This window comes from Methanobrevibacter sp. (assembly GCF_045611865.1).
Taxonomy (GTDB): domain Archaea; phylum Methanobacteriota; class Methanobacteria; order Methanobacteriales; family Methanobacteriaceae; genus Methanocatella.
Window position 1 is genome coordinate 1 of the sequence record NZ_JAZKXX010000021.1, and the last position, 22,378, is coordinate 22,378.

24 protein-coding genes and 1 pseudogene are annotated in these 22,378 nt (G+C 32.5%); 7 read left to right on the forward strand and 18 right to left on the reverse strand.

The genetic code is table 11. From position 1 onward, the window contains the following. Positions 1-160: 160 nt before the first annotated feature. From ACKI32_RS02185 to ACKI32_RS02210, 6 genes are all read right to left on the reverse strand, one after another. Positions 161-1,027, reverse strand: a complete 867-nt coding sequence (locus tag ACKI32_RS02185) for a radical SAM protein (RefSeq protein ID WP_407413041.1) — start codon at positions 1,025-1,027, stop codon at positions 161-163. A gap of 68 nt (positions 1,028-1,095) precedes the next feature. Beyond that, a complete protein-coding gene (locus tag ACKI32_RS02190) occupies positions 1,096-1,656 on the reverse strand; it encodes a methanogenesis marker 17 protein (RefSeq protein WP_407413042.1) in 561 nt (186 codons plus the stop codon). A gap of 22 nt (positions 1,657-1,678) precedes the next feature. Continuing rightward, entirely contained in the window at positions 1,679-2,920 is a 1,242-nt protein-coding gene (locus tag ACKI32_RS02195; RefSeq protein WP_407413043.1) for a methanogenesis marker 15 protein, read from the reverse strand. A gap of 4 nt (positions 2,921-2,924) precedes the next feature. Then, positions 2,925-3,368, reverse strand: coding sequence for a methanogenesis marker 5 protein (locus ACKI32_RS02200; protein ID WP_407413044.1), 444 nt, complete (start codon positions 3,366-3,368; stop codon positions 2,925-2,927). 8 nt (positions 3,369-3,376) lie between these two features. Next, positions 3,377-3,850, reverse strand: coding sequence for a methanogenesis marker 6 protein (locus ACKI32_RS02205; protein ID WP_407413045.1), 474 nt, complete (start codon positions 3,848-3,850; stop codon positions 3,377-3,379). Next, positions 3,822-5,369 carry a methanogenesis marker 3 protein gene (locus tag ACKI32_RS02210; RefSeq protein WP_407413046.1) on the reverse strand — a complete coding sequence of 516 codons (1,548 nt, stop codon included), beginning with the start codon at positions 5,367-5,369 and terminating at the stop codon, positions 3,822-3,824. Before ACKI32_RS02210 ends, ACKI32_RS02205 begins: the two co-directional genes overlap by 29 nt. A gap of 123 nt (positions 5,370-5,492) precedes the next feature. On the opposite strand from ACKI32_RS02210, the gene ACKI32_RS02215 reads away from it, so the two are divergent. Then, a complete protein-coding gene (locus tag ACKI32_RS02215; RefSeq protein WP_407413047.1) occupies positions 5,493-6,224 on the forward strand; it encodes a thermonuclease family protein in 732 nt (243 codons plus the stop codon). Between the two features lie 4 nt (positions 6,225-6,228). Here ACKI32_RS02215 and ACKI32_RS02220 read toward each other — a convergent pair whose 3' ends face one another. The 4 genes from ACKI32_RS02220 to ACKI32_RS02235 all read right to left on the reverse strand — a co-directional run bounded on the left by ACKI32_RS02220 (position 6,229) and on the right by ACKI32_RS02235 (position 9,082). Continuing rightward, the gene (locus ACKI32_RS02220; RefSeq protein ID WP_407413048.1) at positions 6,229-6,396 is read right to left on the reverse strand and encodes a hypothetical protein; all 168 of its coding nucleotides are present in this window, start codon (positions 6,394-6,396) and stop codon (positions 6,229-6,231) included. Positions 6,397-6,472: 76 nt separating this feature from the next. Continuing rightward, positions 6,473-7,447, reverse strand: a complete 975-nt coding sequence (locus ACKI32_RS02225) for a methanogenesis marker 2 protein (RefSeq protein ID WP_407413049.1) — start codon at positions 7,445-7,447, stop codon at positions 6,473-6,475. Between the two features lie 16 nt (positions 7,448-7,463). Then, entirely contained in the window at positions 7,464-8,579 is a 1,116-nt protein-coding gene (locus tag ACKI32_RS02230) for a DUF2117 domain-containing protein (protein ID WP_407413051.1), read from the reverse strand. Next, on the reverse strand, positions 8,576-9,082 hold the full coding sequence (locus tag ACKI32_RS02235) for a type II toxin-antitoxin system VapC family toxin (protein WP_407413053.1): 507 nt from the start codon (positions 9,080-9,082) through the stop codon (positions 8,576-8,578). The genes ACKI32_RS02230 and ACKI32_RS02235 overlap by 4 nt, the downstream gene beginning before the upstream one ends. Before the next feature lie 226 nt (positions 9,083-9,308). Between ACKI32_RS02235 and ACKI32_RS02240 the strand changes: the two genes are divergently transcribed. The 4 genes from ACKI32_RS02240 to ACKI32_RS02255 are packed head-to-tail and all read left to right on the forward strand — an operon-like array spanning position 9,309 to position 11,744. Beyond that, complete coding sequence (locus ACKI32_RS02240; RefSeq protein ID WP_407413055.1) at positions 9,309-10,100, forward strand: helix-turn-helix transcriptional regulator; 792 nt, start codon at positions 9,309-9,311, stop codon at positions 10,098-10,100. Further along, positions 10,097-10,894: a helix-turn-helix transcriptional regulator gene (locus ACKI32_RS02245; protein ID WP_407413056.1), complete on the forward strand. Its 798-nt coding sequence runs from the start codon at positions 10,097-10,099 to the stop codon at positions 10,892-10,894. The genes ACKI32_RS02240 and ACKI32_RS02245 overlap by 4 nt, the downstream gene beginning before the upstream one ends. 10 nt (positions 10,895-10,904) lie before the next feature. Then, positions 10,905-11,225 (forward strand): winged helix-turn-helix domain-containing protein, encoded by a 321-nt coding sequence (locus tag ACKI32_RS02250; protein WP_407413058.1) that lies wholly within the window; start codon positions 10,905-10,907, stop codon positions 11,223-11,225. A 12-nt stretch (positions 11,226-11,237) separates the two neighbouring features. After that, on the forward strand, positions 11,238-11,744 hold the full coding sequence (locus tag ACKI32_RS02255) for a molybdenum cofactor biosynthesis protein B (RefSeq protein WP_407413060.1): 507 nt from the start codon (positions 11,238-11,240) through the stop codon (positions 11,742-11,744). Positions 11,745-11,767: 23 nt separating this feature from the next. On the opposite strand, the gene pyrE is transcribed toward ACKI32_RS02255, so the two are convergent. From pyrE to ACKI32_RS02270, 3 genes are read right to left on the reverse strand one after another with little or no spacing between them, the layout of a single operon-like run. Continuing rightward, complete coding sequence (pyrE, locus tag ACKI32_RS02260) at positions 11,768-12,295, reverse strand: orotate phosphoribosyltransferase (RefSeq protein WP_407413062.1); 528 nt, start codon at positions 12,293-12,295, stop codon at positions 11,768-11,770. Beyond that, positions 12,295-12,525 (reverse strand): PRC-barrel domain-containing protein, encoded by a 231-nt coding sequence (locus tag ACKI32_RS02265; RefSeq protein WP_407413064.1) that lies wholly within the window; start codon positions 12,523-12,525, stop codon positions 12,295-12,297. The genes pyrE and ACKI32_RS02265 overlap by 1 nt, the downstream gene beginning before the upstream one ends. Before the next feature lie 22 nt (positions 12,526-12,547). Beyond that, positions 12,548-15,199: a PEP/pyruvate-binding domain-containing protein gene (locus tag ACKI32_RS02270; protein WP_407413066.1), complete on the reverse strand. Its 2,652-nt coding sequence runs from the start codon at positions 15,197-15,199 to the stop codon at positions 12,548-12,550. A 204-nt stretch (positions 15,200-15,403) separates the two neighbouring features. On the opposite strand from ACKI32_RS02270, the gene xseA reads away from it, so the two are divergent. Then, positions 15,404-16,660 carry an exodeoxyribonuclease VII large subunit gene (gene xseA / locus ACKI32_RS02275; protein ID WP_407413068.1) on the forward strand — a complete coding sequence of 419 codons (1,257 nt, stop codon included), beginning with the start codon at positions 15,404-15,406 and terminating at the stop codon, positions 16,658-16,660. Then, positions 16,660-16,878, forward strand: a complete 219-nt coding sequence (gene xseB, locus ACKI32_RS02280; protein WP_407413070.1) for an exodeoxyribonuclease VII small subunit — start codon at positions 16,660-16,662, stop codon at positions 16,876-16,878. The genes xseA and xseB overlap by 1 nt, the downstream gene beginning before the upstream one ends. Here the strand turns inward: xseB and ACKI32_RS02285 are convergent. The 5 genes and pseudogenes from ACKI32_RS02285 to ACKI32_RS02305 all read right to left on the reverse strand — a co-directional run. Continuing rightward, positions 16,868-17,884 (reverse strand): adenosylcobinamide amidohydrolase, encoded by a 1,017-nt coding sequence (locus ACKI32_RS02285; protein WP_407413072.1) that lies wholly within the window; start codon positions 17,882-17,884, stop codon positions 16,868-16,870. The genes xseB and ACKI32_RS02285 overlap by 11 nt on opposite strands. Positions 17,885-17,926: 42 nt before the next feature. Continuing rightward, a complete protein-coding gene (gene thsA, locus ACKI32_RS02290; RefSeq protein WP_407413074.1) occupies positions 17,927-19,537 on the reverse strand; it encodes a thermosome subunit alpha in 1,611 nt (536 codons plus the stop codon). Positions 19,538-19,915: 378 nt separating this feature from the next. Then, positions 19,916-20,980 carry a glycosyl transferase gene (locus tag ACKI32_RS02295; RefSeq protein WP_407413076.1) on the reverse strand — a complete coding sequence of 355 codons (1,065 nt, stop codon included), beginning with the start codon at positions 20,978-20,980 and terminating at the stop codon, positions 19,916-19,918. A gap of 230 nt (positions 20,981-21,210) precedes the next feature. Then, positions 21,211-22,260: an aspartate-semialdehyde dehydrogenase gene (gene asd, locus ACKI32_RS02300; RefSeq protein WP_407413078.1), complete on the reverse strand. Its 1,050-nt coding sequence runs from the start codon at positions 22,258-22,260 to the stop codon at positions 21,211-21,213. A gap of 9 nt (positions 22,261-22,269) precedes the next feature. Then, positions 22,270-22,378 (reverse strand): annotated as a pseudogene (locus ACKI32_RS02305) (4-hydroxy-tetrahydrodipicolinate reductase); the annotation flags it as partial.

Consider the following 22,378-nt stretch of genomic DNA (forward strand, 5'->3'; position numbering starts at 1 on the left):
GCGTGATAAAAAGAATATTCAACGGAACAAACAGAAGCAGAAGCTTACAATTATCAAATAAAGAAACAAAACTCAAAAATACAATCTACAACATTTACAGATTAACTCAGATTCAATAAAAATGAGGATTTCTACAAAGCCAATAAAATAAAAAAAGAGTTTAGTAATGACTTTGTGGAGTCATTCCTAAATGATGATCTTCGCTTTTCTTACCAGGTATTCCGTAAGCATCTGCCCTACATTGAGTACATGCTCTAAATACAGGTATAATCTCTTCCACTTGTTCTCTGACACTTTCCATCATTGAACAGTCAGGACGAGAATAATGTTTCATTTTAGCTAAAGGAATTAGAGGTAAAACATTCATTAAAGAAGCACCTCTTTTTTTAACTTCACGAGCTATGTCAACTATATGTTCATCATTTAATCCAGGTATTAAAACTGAATTAACCTTAACGACCAAACCATTAGCGGCTGCTTTTTCAACACCCTCCAATTGGTTTTTAATTAGTATTTCAACAGCTTCATAACCTTTATAAACTTTTCCTTCGTATTTAATAAAAGAATAAATATCAACTGCAATATCTGGATCAATTGCATTAATTGTCACAGTAACAGAGTTTACTCCAAGTTCCGCAAGTTTATCTGCATATTTCGGAAGTAAAAGTCCATTTGTACTCATACATTTAATTAAGTCCGGCTGTTCAGTTGCCAATTTTTCAAAAAATTCGAAAGTTTCTTCATTAGCAAGTGAATCTCCAGGCCCTGCAACGCCTACAACAGCAATTGGACCATCTGCTGTAACATCATTTACATGTTTAATGGCTGCATCTGCATCCATTACACAACTTGCTACTCCAGGCCTGTCTTCTTCATTGTTTATATCCCTTGTACAGAAGTTACAAAAGATATTGCATTTTGGTGCAACTGGTACATGTGCTCTTCCGACTTTATCGTGCATTTTTTCGTTGAAACATGGGTGTGCTTTTGTTATATGTGCAAATCTTGAACCTTTGTGTTCTTTCATAATACCACTACTCCTCAAAATATAACTCCTGTTAATTTGTATTGATACGAACAAATATTTAAACTTTTCTACATGCCCTTGTTCAATTCATCAATAAACTCATGAGCTTTTTCAATCCATTCATCTTTGATTAACTCATCAGTAGCTACAACAGCCACAATATCCTCTGTAGACATATCCTTAATTATTTTAAATCCTTCAGGCAATATTCTGAATACTGCATCATAAATACGTCTTTGTAGATTAGAATGAGGATCATCAACAACCAATGATTCAAAATCAGTGTGATCGCCATTGATTTCAAGCTGATATCTGTTTGGTTGATAAATTTCATCTCTAGAAAATCTCTTCCACAACTCCCTTAAAATATTTGGAAGATAGTTTTCATTATCAATTAGAATCATGGTTTTATCATTAGCTTTATCATAAGTTAAGCTTGCAACCTCTCCAAAGAGAACCACATCTGAAGTCTTTCTCATTTTAATAGCTAAGACAAATACAGGGTCATCTGGATTAACATAAGCTTTCAAATCATCAACAGAAGATCCAAGAACCAAATCTTGGAAAATTTGTTTAATGATGATTTCATAAACTTCTGCACCTCTCTCATCATAGCATTCTACTAACATCAAATCACCCTAAAACATCATTTTATTTGTTATCTTGTCTGTGTCCCATTCCAGATACTAAAAGAGCTGCTCCTACAGCACCAATGTGTTGAGAGTATTCAGGAACAATGACTTCAATTCCACCTAATGTTTCACTGACTGCTTCAACAAGACCTGAAATCAAACTTGTTCCACCTACTTGGATTAAAGGTTCACGAATATCAATTTCTTGAAGTTGTTGCTCGTAAACTTGCTCTGATACAGAGTGACATGCTGCTGCTGCAACATCAGCTTTAGAACCTCCTGCTGCGAGTGTGGTAACAAGGTCTTGAATACCAAATACAATACAGTAAGAGTTCAACATAGCTTTTCTCCAGTCCCCTTGGACAGCTAGCGGACCTAATTCAGTAATATCCACATCTAACCTACGTGAAGTCATATCTAAAAATCTTCCAGATGCACCTGCACATATACCACCCATAGTAAAGTTATCAGGAATACCGTTGTTAACAGTAATTACCTTGTTATCCATACCCCCAATATCAAGTACTGTAGCTTCGCCTTTTTGACAATCTGCCAAGTATACCGCACCTTTCGCATTAACGGACAATTCTTCTTGGATAAGTTCTGCACCGAATTCCTGACCCATAGTGAATCTACCATATCCAGTTGTTCCAATACCATCCACATCATCCCAATCATAATCAGTATTGGAAAATGCTTCTGCAGCTGCAGTTTTTGCGGATTCAATAATATCTTTAGTTGCAGTCCACCCGGTTCCAATAACCTGATTGTTTTCCATGAGAACTGCTTTTGTAGTTGTAGAACCTGAGTCTAGACCAAGAGTAAGACCTTCTTGTTTTTCACGGGCAAGAATACTTCTACGAGTTACAGTAGTAGCTAATGCTTCCATACGGATAAATAATTCATCAGCTTTTGTTCTTTCGGTAAATGAATATGTAACTACTGGAATACGAGTATTGTTTTGTATAAATCTTCTTACTTCATTTCTAACCAATGCTGCTTCAGCGCATCTAAAACATGTTGCAATAAATACTGCATCAGGCTTAGACCTGCCTTCAACAATAGCCATAGCTCTTGCAATCATTAATTTTAAACTTGAACTCTGAGCTGAAAATCCAAATTTCTCATAGGATTCATCAATGTAATCTAAATCAATTTCAGGAAGAACAATTTCAGCACCAAACTTGTTTGCTGCTTTTTCTATCTCTTTTTGAATACCACTATATTCTGTTCCACATGAAACTAAAGCAATTTTAACCATATTATTATTCCTCCTCAAGTGAATCTACAAATTCATTAATTTTGTTAACCATAACATATGTTTCATCCTGATTTGTCGGATAATCAAGTTCAAGAACAGGAATTCCTTTAGTTCTAAGCAAGAAAATTGACAATTCATTTGTTCTTGCACAACCAATACATCCAAAACCATATGGAGCCCCATCAACAACAATTGCAGCTTCTGCTTCATCTATAAGAGGCCCAATAATTGACATTCTTCCACGAACACCAGAAGGAACCTCAATAGCTGCATATTTAAGTCCTTTAATCGGATCATCTTCAGTAATATTCATCGGTGGAGAATCAATCTCTGGATCTTTAATTTTTTGCCTAATTTGTTTTTGTAAAACTAAAGGAGTATGACCTTTTCTTTCAAGTAAATCTGCTAAGACTAATGAATTTGGAGGATAAATAGCTATTTTCACCATATTTTCACCTATTCCTTATTTTCTAAACATTCATTCATGATTTTTTTAAATTCATCAACACTAACTGGCTTTTTCTCTTCGACTACCACATCTTCTTTAGGATTTTCTAAAGCTTCTGAGACAAAACCAAGTATCCTATATTCTTTTTCCATTTGGTGGAAACCTTCTCTTGGACCAAACCTATGACCCCTACATCTTCTTGGGTCGCCTGGAGCAAATCCTCTTTCTTTTGTGAAAATGTGTGCTGGGTCGAGTTTTCTTATTTCCTCAATTGCCTTGTAAACATCTTCACTTTTTCCACTAATCATAGAACCATAACAAGTATTTTTTATAGTGAGTGGCAAATCAAGCATATGAAATGCTGTCACAACTTCTTGTTCGCTAACATTAGCACCAGGACCTATAAAAATCATACGAGTGATTACATCTGGATCCCAATCTTCTGTACCTAAATCAGGACTCATGGTTAGATTCGGTGACATATACTACAACTCCTTCTTTTAATTTTTCAAGTTTGTCATAATCTGAGGTAATATCCCCAATAATATTAGTTGCTTCAAAAGTTTCTGCAGTTGGACCAAATTCATTGTTGTCCTCGAATCTGATACCAATCAAACCTGCACTTTTTGAAGCCATGTTAGTAATACCTATTTGACCTCTTATAACTTTATCAACAGGATTATTTTCAGGAATTAAACCTTTAGCTGCTTTCTTATCTCCTTCAAAAATAACAATATGCATTCCAGGTACTGAAAAGTGAACTGTTATTTTACCAATAGGGTTTTCTATAAGTCCAGACAACAGTTTAAAGTATCTAACAGACCTAGGCGCATTATCTGCAAACTTAATTGAACATAAATCCTCTTTATTAATAGCTTTGGTAATTACATGCCCTTCTTTTAGAATATCAATTGTATGTTTAGGATTTTGTTCAACGATTATTGCATCATCATCAATTAATCCATCAATCATGTGCTCAACCCCTGCTGCAGATAATATTTCTGTAGCTTCAGCTTGAGTTTTATTGAGTATCATTAATCTTTGCTGCTCTGATTTAACAGTTATAAAGTCATTTTCTTTTGCAATATCAATTATTTCCATACCGTTAATAATTCTTCCAACAGTAGTGTGGTTTGGAGATAAAACCCTATTTTGACGATAAATGAAAAGTTTTCCAACACCTACTCCAGAATTTCTAACAGTAATTGTTCCCCTTTCTCTTTTAGTTGTTTTTTCTTTAGGTTTTTCAAGACCCGCTAAATCATAAAATCCTACAAATGATTCACTATCATATGAAACTTTAATTCTACCATCTTTAATCAAAGAAAACATATGTTCTACACAGATTGGAGAGTCTTCATCAATTTCAAAAGAGACATAAGTATATAATTCATTTCCATCTTCTAAAACAGTACTTAAATCAGATACCGAAGCACTATCAGTTGTTGTACTTCTTTCAATAATCGGTTCAATACCAGTTATCTTATCATCATCAGTTAGATTCTCTAAAGTTTTTTTACCACCAATAACCTGTGCAAAAATACCCTTATTATATGGTGGAACACTGTAAACATTTGTAGTGTTTTCTTTAAGAAGTATCAAATGAGTAGACTCATTACTAAAACTAGATAAACTTAAAACTACATCTCCTTCATAATATTTGTACTCATCAGATGTGGGTTCCAAATCAGTTACAATAGGACCTATTGCTACCTCAGTTGAAGTAGACCACCTAATGTCCAAATCAACAAAATCCTCATATTGATTCTTCCAAACATCAACAAGAGGTTTTGCTTCTTCAGATTCATCTAATTGGATAATAATTGAGCCTTGGTTGGTTTTAATTTTATATTTATTAATATTTTTCTCCAGCTCTTTTTTACCCTTAATCAGACAGACAATACTACCAGGAGTATAAGGAGCATTAGTTTCATCAATTACATCTTGAATTGTAGAAGCATCTGCTACCTCGATTTCTTCGCCATTAATTTTAATTAACATACAATCTCCTAATAAGAATTTTTATATTATATATTTATTACTTTTTATATATTAAAAATTATTTATTTGATTTTCAAAAATTATATTAACACAAAGTTATAACATTATATTACGGAGTGAGATATGATGATGGCCAATAAAAAGCACATTTTGTTAATATTCGTTATTCTGGTCATTGCAGTTGGAGCAATCTCAATAGCCAGCGCATATACTGGAACCGGTTTTACACACAATATACCTACTTCAAAGTATCATGATTTGTCTGCAAATGATATTCTGTCCAAATTCAAAGATACTGATTGCCATGTCGAAGAAAGTGCAATTTGTACCCAAGTTGTTGATGGAGATACAATCTATTTAGATAATGGCAAAAAAGTACGTTTTGTTGGCGTAAACACACCAGAAAGAGGGGTTGAAGGATATATTACCTCAAAAAATTTTGTTCAAAAATTATGCTTAAATAAAAAAATTGGCCTTGACATCGATGATTCAAAACATAATGACAAATATGGTCGTACATTAGCCGTTGTTATCGTTGACGGTAAAAATTTAAATGAAATGCTATTAAAAGAAGGCCTTGCAGAAGTAATGTACATACCCCCAAGTGAATTCTATCCATATAATTGGGCAGACAGCTCCACACACATTCCAAATTCATACAATACCCTTGCCAATACAAATAAAGATACTAGTTCAAACTTAGGCAGTTACATTGGTAACTCCAATAGCGGCAAATTCCATGAAAGTACATGTAAATGGGGTCAAAAAACAGCAGAACATAATAGAGTATACTTTTCAAATAGAAATGCTGCCATAAGCCAAGGATATCAACCGTGCAAGGTTTGCAATCCCTAACCTTTTAAAGTTGTGACTGCCAAACACTCATTTTACGTGATTTGAAAAGGTATGCATTATAATCATCATCTAAAGAATTTTGATGAAAAAACATTGGACAAGTATCATCAGGGTCTGTTAAACCATATCCTTGAATACATACCACACATGATGATTCTAAAGTAGACACCATCCAAAATTTGTAATTTATACAACCTTATCATACGATATATCTGAAATTGATATCCCACCAATTTGATTCATACAAATCACCTAAAGATAAAAACCGGATTTTTTTCCTGATTGAATACTTCAGCCTGTTCATCTTTATAATTTAAATAAAGAGAATTAGAATCAGTTACATCACCAACCACACTGGCCATAATTGAGTATTTTGCCAAGTATTCCTTAATATAATCACATTTATCTTCACTAGCAGTAAAAACAAAACCAGAACCCGGATATGATCTAAGCCAGTCCACCCATTCAACACTTTCATTTCTAGGAATATCTTCTAAATTAACTACTGCTCCTTTGTGTGATGTTTCCAAAAGCATTTCTAATGTTCCCAAGATTCCAGGATTTGAAATATCTTTTCCAGATTTGATGCAATCATGTTCCGCCAAGTATTGGACTGCAGTAATTTGGTCTCTAACTAATTGGGCATCTTTATTATAGGTAGTATCCCAGTTTAAGCTAAACATCTCATGAGGTTTGCCGTCGAGGTCAATTGCCACAATTACCTTATCTCCAACTTCAGCTCCAAAACTAGTTATAATCTTATCTTTTTGTGCAATTCCAACAATGGCTACGCCCAATGAGTCGACCTCTCCGTCAGGGTGTAAGTGTCCGCCGACCATTGGAACACCAAATTTTAAACAACCATCCTTGATTCCATTCAATAAATCCTCATAGATTTCATCATTACTTATTGACATTATGTTAACCATGGCCAATGGTTTTCCACCCATTGCCGCAATGTCATTTACATTGACTAAAACAGAGCAGTATCCAGCCCAGTATGGGTTTACATTCATGATGTCGCCCCAAATACCATCCGCAGCAATAAGAACTACCTGATTGTTTCCTATGTCAATAGCTGAAGCATCGTCTCCAATGTCAATGACAACATCCCCTGAAACGTTATATGATTCTTTTAAAAGTGAAATTACATTATCTATTGAACTTTTACGTGAAACTCCTTTAAATTCTTGAATTTCTTTAACGAGGTTTTTAAAATCCAAAATTACACATCCTAGTTTAACTAATATAATTAATTTTGTATTTGCAGTTAATATTATTTATTATTTCAACAATTTTATCTTTAATTTCATCCGAATTTGAAAAATCATATGAAACCTGTTTTCCACCAAAGATTAACCTTTTAATTTCTTGACCGATGATATCATCAAAACCACTTTCGACTTCAAAGATGATAGAATCCTTAACCTTGAATCCCTTTTCGACAACCTTGTCCAAATCACCATCGGTTATTCCAATTATAGGTATATCAAATCTGTATAAAATATCAGCAGATATCAAAGTTGTATCATCGCCAACAGTAATCACCAATGATGAATCCCTAAATTTGTAGACATCCTCACCAGAATGGTCTAAAAATGTAATTTTAAACTCGTCAGGCTTATTTTTTGAAATTACCCTTGGAGTTACATCGGCATGCCTTAAAAGTCCAGTTTTTATAATGGCCGTGTCCAAATCAACTTCACCCAACTTTTCAAGGCCATGTTCCTTAAGCTCCCCACCAACGATATCAACAATATGATTATCTCTAGCAATTAATGTTAACTTATCAGAGTTAGTTTTTCCAATAACAACACTATTGACCATTATATTTTCACCAGGACTTACTCCATGAACAATTCTCTGATTATCTCCCACCACATCTTGCTTTATGTGTTTTTCATAGACTTCCTCAGGCGTGACAATACTTAAATTTAGTTTTTGAGATAACTCCCCTGTAAGTTCGAACTCATTGTTCCATGAAATTATACTGCCATCGCTTTCTCCAGGTCTTTCAATTTGAATTACTGGAATATTATTATCATTTATTTTTTCTGCATAATGATTATAGACTTTATAACCAAATACTTGACCCGTGACATCTGATTTTCCATAATTAAGTAAAAAAATCACATCAACATCATCATCATGAAATATCTTTAAAGAATCACTTGGCACCAACTTACGGGAAATATCTATAACCTGTTCCAAACTAGCATCAATAACTGCAGTTCTTCCCATGGTTCCACCAAGTCTTGCAGAGACTTCACCATAGTTTTTAAGCAAGTTGATTAGTTTTAATGCATAACCAGAATCAATTATGTTAGGTCCATGAACAACAACACCTATTCTCATTTCCTCACCTTGATTCTCTTTTTAAATATTTTAGATCCACAAATTTCACAATCATCAAATGGATAATCTTCACTAAATTCTTTTTTACAACCTTCACAGACCTTTTTCCAATTGTAAACTTCTTTAATTCCCTCTGTTAAGATGCCTGAAAATGGAATACTCATGATTTTTAAAGTATTTTGTATCGTGTAATCATCACTGATTACCTTCACATCATGGCCCTCCTCCGATAACATGTAAGCTAGGGCTATCAGTTTTGTATCAGGTTTTGACAATCTTAAAATATCACCAGATTCAGAAATAATATTATTAACACTTTGTGAATACTCGAAAGGCACATCCCGAATAACTAATTTACCATCTTCAATTGCAGCATCAAATTTCAATTTTGATTCAAAATCTTTAATTTCCTCAGTAATTTCAGATACTGTAAAATTATTTTTTGAATCCAATTGAAAACCATTAATAAAAGCTGATGCATCTAATACATAAGAAATTTCCATGGTAAATATTATTTTTTTATAAACTAATAAATTTTGGCTATTGAAAAGATACCGAAAAAATACCGAAAACATACCGAAAATATACTGAAGAAATATTGAACAGAAACAGATGAAATATTGAATAAATCTTGAAAAATTTATTTAAATTTAGATAAAAAAAGAATATAATGCAGAAAAATTCATAATATTTTAAAAAATTATTATGAATCCAATGGAGGAAATTAAAATGAATTTTCAAAATGAAATCAATAATGACATCAAATTTCTCGCCCAGTCCGAAATTCGGTTGAAAATTTTAAGTGAACTGAACGAACATCCAGATAACATCCGTGGAATTGTAAAAAGGACAGAAATCACATACAGTTCCGTTTCAAGCAACCTGAGTAAATTAGAGCACAACAATCACATACAAAAGATAGACAATAAGTATTATGTCAACCCAATAACTGAAATTTATTATACTGCATTAATGGATTTTAAAAAAAGTGTAGAGTTAATAAACAACTATAACTCTTTTTGGGCCAAACATAATATCGATCAGTTAAGCGTTGAATCAATAAAAAGACTTACTGATTTAAAAGATTCAAAAATAGTTGAAACAACAATAATTGACATCTACAAAACTCACAACACAACAAAACACCAATTACTTGAATCAAAAAGCGTTAAAGCCATTTTTCCATTCTTGCACCCCGAACATCCCGAAATGATTGAAACAATATTAGAAAATGATGGAACACTGGAATTGATAATACCCCATAGCATCTACAAAGCATTATTATTTAATATTAATACCAACGTTAGAAAAAACGCCATTAAAAAAAGAAAATTAAAAATTTATCCTGTTGATGATGATTTGAATATCTATCTTACAATTTGTGATGAAACCATGAGTTTAGGATTATTCAAAAATGATGGAAGCTTTGATCAGAACAGAATTTTGACCTCTGATTCTCAAAAATCACACCAATGGGCTCTAGATTTATTTAACACAATAAAACACGATGTGATAAAATGACAGTTATAAGAACAAGACCCGAAATAAGCACTGAATTTAGAAATGTCAAATACATTTTAACTTCAAGTATGCGAACAATGCTGCTTCTAGCCATATATGAGAACTCAAAAAATCTTGATGATTTGCGAAAAGACCTGAAAAAACCTTCAGCAACCATATTGCATGGACTTAAAGAATTAGAAACTGAAAATCTCATTAAAAAAGTTCAAAAATATTATGAACTCACATCCAACGGATATCTATTAACTACAAATATGATCAAACTTATTGAAAACTGGTATGCAATTAATAAAGGCAAATCCTTCTGGGACAACCACGATATCTCAAACATTCCAGAAGAGCTTATAAAAAACATCTACCTTTTAAAAGATGCAACATATGTTAACTCAACAACAAGTGATTTATCAAATGCATATAATAAGTACAAAAAATTGATTTCAGATGCTTCTGAATTAAAAATGATTCTTCCGATATATTCAGAAAATCACTTCAAATTATTAATTAAACTTCTAAAGGGCAAACAACTAGAAAGTTTAGAATTAATAGTGAGCAAACGTATATTACAGTCCATTAAAAAAAACAACTATTTCAACAAAGGATTGATAAAAAACGAGAAAGTCAAAATAACTGTTGTTGAAAAAAATCTGAAAGTATTTTTAACATGTTCTGATAAATTCATTTCGTTGTCTCTGTTTTTTAAAGATAATCATTATGATGATTCTCATATTTTAATTGGAAAAGATGACAAAGCCCTAGATTGGGCATCTACTCTCTATAATTATTATATGGGTTAAAGTGATAAAAATGAAAAAAGAGATTTACAAAAAAGAAATTTGGCGGATAAATGATAAGGAATTACTAAATTTAATAGTAGGTAGAGATGGTGGTAAAACCACCATCAAAATAATTGATAAAATCCTAAAAGAACCATATAACACGAATCAACTAGCAAAAACATTAAAACTAGATTACAATACTATTACCCACCATATAAACATAATATACAATCATAACTACATATTAAAATTAAAATTTGAAAACACCTACTTCTATCATCCCAGCGATAAATTAATTAAAAGCCTGGATGAATATTATATAATTAAAGAATATATGAAACAAGAATAAACTGGTGAGAAAATGAAAAGTGAAACTGCAAGACAGCATCAAAAGGAATCATCTAATGAAATAACATGCGGAATAATAACATTAAGTGACAGTAGAAAATCAAAAAAACTCGATTTATCTGGTCAATATCTAGAAGATGAAATTAAATCCAGATATACATTAAACTCACGAACATTAATACCTGACGAAAAAGAAGAATTACTCACTGCAATTGAAAACATGATTTTAGATGAAACTGATGTTATCCTAACAACTGGTGGAACTGGTCTCGATTCTCGTGACATCACCGTTGAAACTGTAGAATCACTTTTCGAAAAAAGATTAGAGGGATTCGGTGAACTTTTTAGGGCTAAATCCTATGAAGAAATTGGTGCAGCAGCATTACTTTCTAGAGCTACTGCAGGAATTTATAAAAAAACAGTTATATTTTCCATGCCAGGATCTCCAAATGCTGTTAAAACCGCATTGGGATTAATCATTGATGAACTTCCTCACCTAGTTCATCATGTTAAAAAGTGATGGAATAATTTTCATCATCTTTTTTAATCAAAAAATTCGTTGACACTAATTAAAGGTTCTAATTTTATACCCACTTTTGCAAATTCATCAATAGCTCCTTCTTGTCTATCAACTACAACAAAAGCTCTTTTTACATTACCGCCATTATCTTGAATTGCCCTAATAGCTTTTAAAAGTGAACCTCCAGTTGTGGAAACGTCTTCAACAACAATGACATCGTCCCCTTCGTTTAGTTCACCTTCAATCAATTTAGATGTCCCATAACCTTTCTTTTCCTTACGAATCATCAATAATGGGAGTTTGGATTCAAGGGAAACTGCAGTAGCAATTGGAACTGCACCTAATGCAGGACCTGCAACTTTATCAATGCCATCATCTTTAATTTTATCTGAGATTAATTTAGAAATTGTAGATAAAATTTCAGGCTCAGTAATGGCTTTTTTCATATTAATGTAATAGTTGCTTTTCTTTCCAGAGGACAAAGTAAAATCTCCTTCAAGAAAAACTTCATTTTCCTTTAATAAATCAATTAAATACTCTTTAGAAGTCATTATATATCATCTTCACCTTTAAGTAAAATCTTATCACCAATCACTTTTACAAGTTCCATTGGAACAAGGTTTTCACTAGCTTTAATTTGTTCTGATAAACCTGTTTTCTTGATTACCAAATCAGTAATTTCATAGGTATCTTTATCTAAGACCACATCAGTTACTTTTCCAACGATTTGAATCTCAGCATCAAGAACTTCTTTACCAAATAATTCATCTTTAATTCTCATGAGAAAACACCTAATAGATATATTAGTTTTTCTCAGTTAAAATACATTTACTTTCATCACCAACCATATCATGGTAGAATTCAAGGTTTACCCCATCAAAATCAACCACATGAATCATGTCATAAATCTCATCATCAAGTTCAGAGTTGATATCCAATAGTTTATTAGGATAATCTTTAATTAAGTCTTTATTAAAAGCTAATCGTTTATCATTTTCAAAAATTGCCCCATAATAAATATCTGCTTCGACTAAATCCTGAAACATATGACTTCCAAATGACAATTCAGGAACATATCCTACTTTACTGTAAGACTCTTCAAGGATAGCTCTAAACTGGCTAATTTCAGCAAATACCACGGGAATACCAAGTTCTGGTGAAGATGTTCCTATTCTTCCAGGAACAATAAGCATGGAGGTTTTTTCATTATCCCTACAATATGCATTTACCTCACCTATTATCCTTGCAATCAAACTCTTTTTAGCATAAGGATATTCATAATATTTGTGTGAGTCAACATAAACTAAAGTATCTATTTTTTCTTTTCTTGAACGGCCCATTGACGCCTTTTTAATATGGAAATAAGTCTCACCGACACCCTCAGGAATTTCGATTATCTCTTTTGTTGTTGAAATTTGAAGCGGCCTGCATTGCAATAGATTTACAACAAAAGAATTATCCGCACCTATGTTTACAGTATACTCAACATCAACCGGATAATTGTAAGCTGATTCAAGAGTTTTGAGTAATTCTTTCATCATATAAATGAATTTATCATTGTTAACTATACCATTACAGTTTACAAAGACAATTTCCCGTCTTCTGCCACGTTCCCTAAATCTCCTTTCAGCTTCAGTATCATGTTCAATAACTGGACGTTTAGCATATCTTGGAAGAACTTCCAAACCCTCCTCAACAGGTATTTCATGTAATGTGATTTCTTTTAAATCCAAAACATCCAGTGAATGTTGTGAGTATTTATGGCGCTCTGCAACATCAGGATGGTCGATTGCATGAGGCCTATCCAGATTAATAATTCTTGGATAGTCATTTTGAGTTCTGTCTACCGCTTTTGTACCTAGACCCATCACCAACCTTAGCATTCCACCATTGTGTCCCATGTCAGGTTGTGGTGAATATGGACTGTAGGAAAATCCTACACCGGCTATTGTTGGGAAGAAATAGTCTTCATAGTAAGATCCAGAAACTCTTTGAACAAGCAATCCCATCTGTTCATCACAATCATCCAAATCATTTAAAGACCTGTATTCCAATGCTGAAATATTCATTGTACTCGCATAAACTGTTTTAACAGCTTCTTCAAAGGCTTCTAAACGTTCTTCAAGTGAACCTCTGTTAACACAGAATACTGATTCATATTTACCTGCAAATGCATTGCCAAATCCATCTTCTAAAAGACTACTTGAACGGACAATAATCGGGCTTTGACCGAAATAATCTAGGACTCTTCTAAATTCATTTTTAATATCCTCTGGAAATGTTCCGTTTTTAAGGCCTTCCTCTAACTCCTTACCTGCTTCATAATATCCCTCTTTAGTTCTCTGTTTTACACGAATATTCCATAAATCATTTGAAACAATGTAAGTATAAAACAAATCAGAACCAATATAAAATGAATCATCAGGCTCAAAATTTTCATATAAGTCTGGTCTGTCCTTTTCTATGATTTTACGAGCTAAAAGCATACCACAAGCTTTACCTCCAATCATTCCGCTTCCAACAAGGCGATTGTAAATACTAATATAATCCTCATAATCAAAGTATTGCTTGATTTTTTCAATGACCTTGTCATCTTTGGCCATCATCATATTACACATTAAATCGCATCTGTCACTTACATCAACCCCATTTTGGTGCAGGAGTTCAGTAGCTGTGAAAAATCTCTCCCAGCTGTCTGTATTTTGCTCATTATTGTAAGCGGATGCAGAATTGATAACCTGATAGAACTTTGATACTTCCATACCGTCAGTTAATGTGGTGACAGCTCCAGTTTCAGGATTGTATTTATGGCCTAAAAACATTGTCTGTGAGTATCTGTTCCAAACTTTTAGCGGATGGACATAAACATCACTTTTACTTGAATAAACATCTAAGAATAATTGGGTTGTTTCCCTGATTTTTGCAATTGACTCAAAAGAATGCTTTCCACGAATAACCGGGAAATATGCGACGGTATCAAGAATGAATAAATAAGGACATGTTACTCTAAAGAAGTTTCCCATCATCAAATCTGTTGCCCAGGCTGCCTGAAGGTCAGACAAGCAATCAAAAACATAAAAAGCATCAAATCCTTCTTTTGTAATGATATTATGAACTTCCAAGGTAAATGATTCGAATTGCTCCATAGGGTCTACTTTATAGATTTTGATTCCATCCTTTTCAATCATTGCAAACTCTGTTTTAGGATTGTTTCTTTCAGCTTCCAGTTTTTCAAAATCCTCATCAGTCATTGGAATCAACGGTTCATGTTGTCCAAAATTAATATAAATTAAGTTTCTACCATCTTCTAGCGCCTGTTTTACAAAGGGATTTACAAAATATGAAAATTCCTTTAAGTTTGAAACCTGCCATACAACATTGTCTCCTAAACGGATGTTATCCAATGTCTCATCCAACTGTTCGATACCGGATTTAATTCTATCAAATGCAGCCATATCAATTACCTCAAAAATATTCATTTTTTTAGTCTAATTTTTGTCTATTTTGAGATTATATTCATATTAATATTTAAATATGTTGAATATCTTTTAATTTGTCGGCAAAACGTCTTCCGAGTGATTTAAAGAGAAATATTGATTTTGAAATGAAAAATTGTATTTAATATAAACAATATAGTAACAACCAATTAAGGTGAATATATGGAAGATAAAACATTCACAGTATCTGAAATTAATGCCCTTATTAACAAAAAGCTAAAAATGGACCCAAAATTAAAAAATATCCTCATTAAAGGAGAGATATCCAATTATAAAGATTCATTTAGTGGACATAGCTACTTCACGCTAAAAGATGAAAAATCTCAGATTAACGCAGTTATGTTTAAAGGCAATAAAGACCGTTTTCTTAAATTCAAACCTGAAAATGGTATGAAAGTAATTGTAAAAGGTAAAATCGAGGTTTATGAAAAAAATGGAAACTACCAATTATATGCAACAACAATTACTGAAGCGGGGATTGGTGACCTGCATATTGCTTTTGAACAACTCAAAAAGAAACTTTCAAAAGAGGGCTTATTTGATGATGCTTGTAAAAAAGAAATACCAAAATATCCAAAAAGGATTGGAGTAGTTACGGCAAAAACAGGAGCTGCAATAAGAGACATAATAACAACAATAAAAAAACGATACCCACAATGTGAAATATTGGTTTTTTCAACACTTGTTCAAGGAGATATGGCGGCACCACAAATTGTACGTCAAGTCAAACACGCACAAACTTTTGACATAGACACACTAATTGTTGGAAGAGGCGGTGGAAGTATTGAAGATTTATGGCCATTCAATGAAGAAATCGTTGCAAGAGCAATTTATGAATGTAGAATACCAGTCATAAGTGCAGTAGGTCATGAAATTGACTTTACAATATCTGATTTTGTAGCAGATAAAAGAGCTCCAACACCAACAGGAGCCGCAATGATTGCCGTACCAGATATACGGGAAGTTACATACAAATTAAACCAATTAACTGAAAAAGTAAACAGAAATATTCATGATAAAATATTGCAAAATAAAACTAAACTCAACAATATCTCCCAAAAACAGATATTTAAAAATCCTGAATCCATTTATGAGATAGAAGAGATGCATTTAGATAATCTAGTAAATAAACTTGACTTTACTTCTAAAAATATAATCTCTGAAAATAGAAACAGACTATTTAAGCTAGAAAATAGAAGTGTTTTGAAAAACCCTTCCGAGATAACAAAGCCAAAACGGGACACAATTTTGAGAAATATTGAAAAATTAGAAATTTTAAATCCCCTTATAACATTAAAGAGAGGATATACATTGACTAAACTCGATGGAAAAGTAATATCATCTGCCAAAGATGTTAAAAAGGGAGATGAACTTGATATTGAATTTGATGATGGAACAATAAATACAAAGGTGATATAATGGAAAATTTGACATTTGAAGAAAGTTTGGAAAAATTAGAAGACATCGTGGACAAATTAGAAAGTGGGGACGTGCCATTAGATGACGCTATTGAAGAATTTGATAATGCAATGAAATTAGTTAAAATTTGCAATGATAAATTAACAACTGCCGAAGAGTCAATTGCAAAAATAGTTCAAGACAATGGTGAGATAGAAAATTTCGAAATTAACGAATGAAATAGTTAATCCAATACTCCAATAATATTTTTATTGGATGACTATTACAATTTTCTTTTATCAAACTATTAGCTAATGCTAATGCCTCATTTTTATCAATTAAATTATCATTAACCTCATCAATTAAATTCAAAACAGAAGATGTTACTGCAACATTATCCTGTTTTTTCATTTCTTTTTGTAGACATCTTATGAAATAGTCTTTATCACAATCCAGATTGTCATAAAAATCGTTAATATCCAAAGAATACCTATTTAATCTAACTAAAACATTTGATTGTGAATTTTTTGTAATCCAAACTTGTTTTCCAGTGGCTTTTGTAACCGATTCTATTACTGCCTTTCCGATTAACTCCCCAAGTTTGGAATGTTTTCCAGCATTAGTTAAAAGATCCTTTGAATCAGTGTTTGAAAATATGCAAACACCATCAGTTCCTGTTCCAGTCGCATAACCATTTGAGTATTGTGACGGAACTCTCAAATTATTTAAAGCCACCGTTTTAGCTTCAGTTGCAGTCATAAATGCTTCCATCAATGCTTTTTCATTCAAACAAACATTAATAAGTATTATACTATTTATTGTTCCAAAATGATATTCACCATTTTCTTGCCAGTAAGATGAAGTGTCTCCAGCTCGTGAAGCATTGGTTCTAACACCCGCTGTAGATATGGCCGTAACTTCAACACTTTTAAATGATTTTGTAACGATTGAAACATTATTCATTTGAGCTAATGTAATTAATCCAGTTGAATATCTTGAATCAACATTAAGAGAGTCACATTCATTAATCAGATATTCCAAAACATCATGGTTTTCAAGATAATCTATTTTTTCTTGTGTTAAATGTTGGTTAAAAACGGATTTATAATTCTCATGGACACCAGCATTGAGCTCTGAAGAAGATACTCCATTGCGAGAATGTTTAAAATTAACTAAAATAGTGTCTTTTAGGTAAAAAACTTCATCATCAAGAGATGTTTTAAAAATAAGTCTATTTGAAAACATGAAAATAAAAAAAGAAAAGAAATTATAAAAATTTCTTTAAAATTACATCATTGGAGGCATTCCGCCCATTGCGGAAGGATCCATACCCATATCTTCAGGGCCTTTGGTTGATGCAATTACATCATCGATTCTTAAAATCATTTCAGCTGCTTCGGATGCAGATTGGATAGCTTGTTTTTTGACACGTTTTGGTTCAATTACACCAGCTTCTTTCATGTCTGCAACTTCACCAGAGAATACGTCTAATCCCATGTAAGGAGAGTCTTCTTGTGCAGCTCTTAAGTCTACTAAAGAGTCAATACTGTCTAAACCTGCATTTTCAGCTAAGGTTTTTGGTACAATTTCTAAAGCTTCTGCAAATGCGTTAACAGCTAATTGTTCTCTTCCAGAAATAGATTCTGCGTAGTCTTTGAGTTTTTTAGCCATTGCAATTTCAGGAGCTCCTCCACCAGCAACAACTTTGTCATCTTCCACAGTAGCTGCAACTACACCGATTGCATCTTCGATTGCTCTTACGATTTCATCTACGATGTGTTTGGTACTGCCTCTTACGAATAATGTTACGGATTTAGCTCCACTACATTCTTCGACAAAGATCATGTCTTCACCGGAAATTTTTCTTTCTTCAACAGTTCCAGCAATACCTAAGTCTTCTTCGGTTAAGTCATCTAAGTTGGTGATAACGCTAGCACCGGTTGCTCTGGATAATTTTTCGATATCTGATTTTTTAACTCTTCTTACTGCTAAAACGCCAGCTTTAGATAAGTAGTGTTGTGCTAAATCATCAATACCTTTTTGTGCGAACAATACGTTTGCGCCTGCATTGACAATTTTGTCAACCATGTCTTTAACCATTTTTTCTTCTTGTTCAATGAAAGCTTGCATTTGAGCAGGGTCAGTAATAGTAATTTCTGCATCCATTTCAGTTTCTTTAACTTCTAATGGAGTGTTAATTAATGCGATTTTTGCATCTTTGATTTCAGATGGCATACCTGGGTGTACTCTTTCTTTGTCTACAATTACACCTTCAACTAAGTTGGATTCTTCAACAACAGCTCCATCTTTTTTCTCAATTTTAATGTTGTCAGTATCTACACCATCTTCATCAGCAACAGCTTCAACAGCATCAACGATTAATTTTGCTAATGGTTCACGTGCTGCTTCAGTTCCTTTACCAGTCATTGCAGTCATAGCTACTTTCATTAAAGTTTCAGAATCTACATCGTCAATTGCGATTTCGTCTAAAATTTCTTGTGCTTTTTCGGCTGCTTTTCTGTAACCCATAGCTATGATAGTTGGGTGGATGTCAGAGTCAAGTAAAGTTTCGGATTTTTTTAATAATTCTCCAGCAATAATCACTGCAGTAGTAGTTCCATCCCCAACTTCGTCTTCTTGGGTTTTTGCTACTTCAACGAGCATTTTTGCTGCAGGATGTTCAATATCCATTTCTTTTAAGATTGTTACACCATCGTTGGTTACAACAATATCTCCAAGTCCGTCAACTAACATTTTGTCCATTCCTTTTGGACCTAAAGTAGTTCTCACAGTTTCAGCTAATACTTTACCAGCTAAAATGTTATTTCTTTGTGCATCTCTACCGACAGACCTGTTAGTACCTTCAGGTAAAATAAAAATTGGTTGTCCTTGTGCCATTAATAATCACCTTTTTTAATTTTAATAAAATAATAGATCAGTTTAAACATCAACATGAGAAAATAAGTTATAGTGTTGAATAAACCTTTCTAGTTAATACATGAGTTTAAGGTTATATAAATACTTTATGGTATAAAGTAAATTAAAGTAAGAAAAAGAAAACACCAATTTTGAAGCTAAAAAACCTAGCCAAAAAAGTAGGTGAATAAATGACTTTAGACATTATAATTTTACTAGTACCCACCATCCATGTAAAAATTATTTTTTACACAACTAATTAAATGAAATGTTAGGATAAAAAAATGTTAAAGTTGATGGGACAGGTAGATGAAAACAAATCAAAGTGAAAATTTTAAAAAATAAGGAAAGTAGATAAAATTATCTACCTTGTTTTTTCTCTAATCTGAAAGGAGGAACCCTTTCTTGAGTTTCATAAGCTTCTTGTTCTTCTTGAAGCTCATTAAAGAAAGCATTGATTTCTTCCAACCTTTTAATTTTATCATTTTTCCTATTTAACTCATTTTGCAAAGTTAAATATTCTTCACGAGAAACAGTGTGCTCTTTTAAATAACGAAGTTCATTATCCCTGGCAGTAACCTCTGTTTCAAATCTATTTTGAAGAGAAAGGTATTCGTCACGAGGAACTGTATTGTCTTTAAGGGAAGTAAGTTGAGCATCCAAATTTTTAATTTCAAAATCAAATTTAGATTGGAGGTCTTCATAATCTTTTTTAGGGATAGTTTCTTGTCTTAGATTATTAATCTCATTATCCATTGCATTGATTTCGGATTCAAATTGGGTTTGAAGAGAAATATATTCATCACGAGGAATAGTTTGCTGTTTTATAATATCAATCTCATTATCTCTTTTACTAATTTCACTGTCTTTAATGCTGATTTCATTATTTTTAAGCTCAATTTCTTTTTCAAGTTCCATTATTTGAGTTTTAGACTCAACATTATTTTCCAATTTGAGAACTTTAATCTTGTATTCATCAATTGTTCTAGAAAGAGTATTAATTTGAGCTTCTTTTTCAGCAATGCTCTTAAATGATTCGTTTAATCTTTCGTTAACATCAGCTAACTCTTGTTTTTTATAGTTTCTTAGCTGTTCTGCAAAATATTCTTTTATTTCATCAAGAGAATTATTCACATAATCGAGCTCATAAATCCTATCTTCTTGATTTTTAATTAAAATATCTTTTTCTTCGAGTTGTTTTTTCAAAAGATTAATTTCATCTTCTGCTTTGAATTTTATAACAGAAACTTCTTTTTCTTTCTCTACAATATCTTTCTCCAACTCTTTTATCCTCAATGGAGTGTTATCATTTGCCCGTTCAACTTCAAGCTCGGTCAAATCCAATTTTAATTTATTGAGCTCTAAAAGGCAAGACCGAATTAAAGATTGTAGAGTATCTTTTTCAGCATCAATACCTAATTGCATTCTATCCCTTAGTTAAAATTTTATCCCAATATCGATTCCAAATTATTAATTTTTTATGAATTTGGAAACTCCGATATATTGTACAATATAATTCCTTGATATAAATTATTTATTTCATACTATTTAAATTAAACCCTTAAATTAACCTAAAAATAAAATTAAAAACAATAAGAAAACAGATAGAAAAAACAAAAAATATTAAAAAAAATAAGAAAAATAAATTGATAAAATTAGAGTATTTTATCATTAATAAGTTCTGCATTTAATATGGATGCACCAGCAGCACCACGAACAGTATTATGTCCAACAAGAACATATTTAAAACTATTATCAAATGCTTGGTCTTTTCTCAACCTTCCAACAGTAACGGCCATACCATTACCTGCATTTCTGTCCATTCTAGGCTGAGGCCTGTCATCTTCATCTTTGACAATGACTGGATTTTCAGGAGCAGAATATAAATTTAGTTCTTGTGGCAATCCTTTGAAGTTTACCATACTATCTTTAACATTTGCAATGTCAAAGTCATCATCCAACTCAATAAATACTGCTTCAGTATGACCATCAATAACAGGTACCCTATGACAAGATGCACTTAATTTGAAATCTGCATTAATTACATCACTGCCATCGAAAGAACCTAACAAATAGAGTGATTCACTTTCCATTTTTTCCTCTTCTCCACCAATGTAAGGAACGAGATTATCAACTATAGCCATTGATGGAACCCCATTATAACCTGCACCAGACACAGCTTGCATGGTTGAGACCCTAACAGATTTTACATTGAAATTATCAACAACTGGTTTCAATGTTAAAGCTAAAGCAATAGTTGAACAATTAGGATTGGTTACGATGAACCCGTCCCAGTCATTTTCCTTTTGCTGAGCATCAATCATGTCTAAGCACTGAGGATTAACTTCAGGAATTACTAATGGAATATTTTTCTTCATCCTATGTGCACTCGCATTACTTGCAACAACATAATCTTTTGCAAAATCTTTTTCAACTTTTAGTGCAAAATCAGCAGGAAGAGATGAAAATACAATATCAACATCATTGTCCATTGCATCAGGATTAGTTTCGATTACCTTAATGTCTCTAACAGATTCTGGCATTTCTTCATTCATATACCAAGTTGTAGCATCTTCATATCTTTTACCAGCAGATCTAGATGATGCTGCTAGAGCTGTAACTTCAAAATCTGGATGGTTTTCAAGTAATTGAATAAATCTTTGACCAACCATTCCAGTTGCACCAAGTACTCCTACATTTACCATGTTACTCACCTATTCTAATCCTAAAACATCATTCATGCTACTTACAACACCTTTTTGTGCACTAGGAACATATCTAATTGCCCTAATTACACCAGCAATAAATACTTCCCTAGTGTGA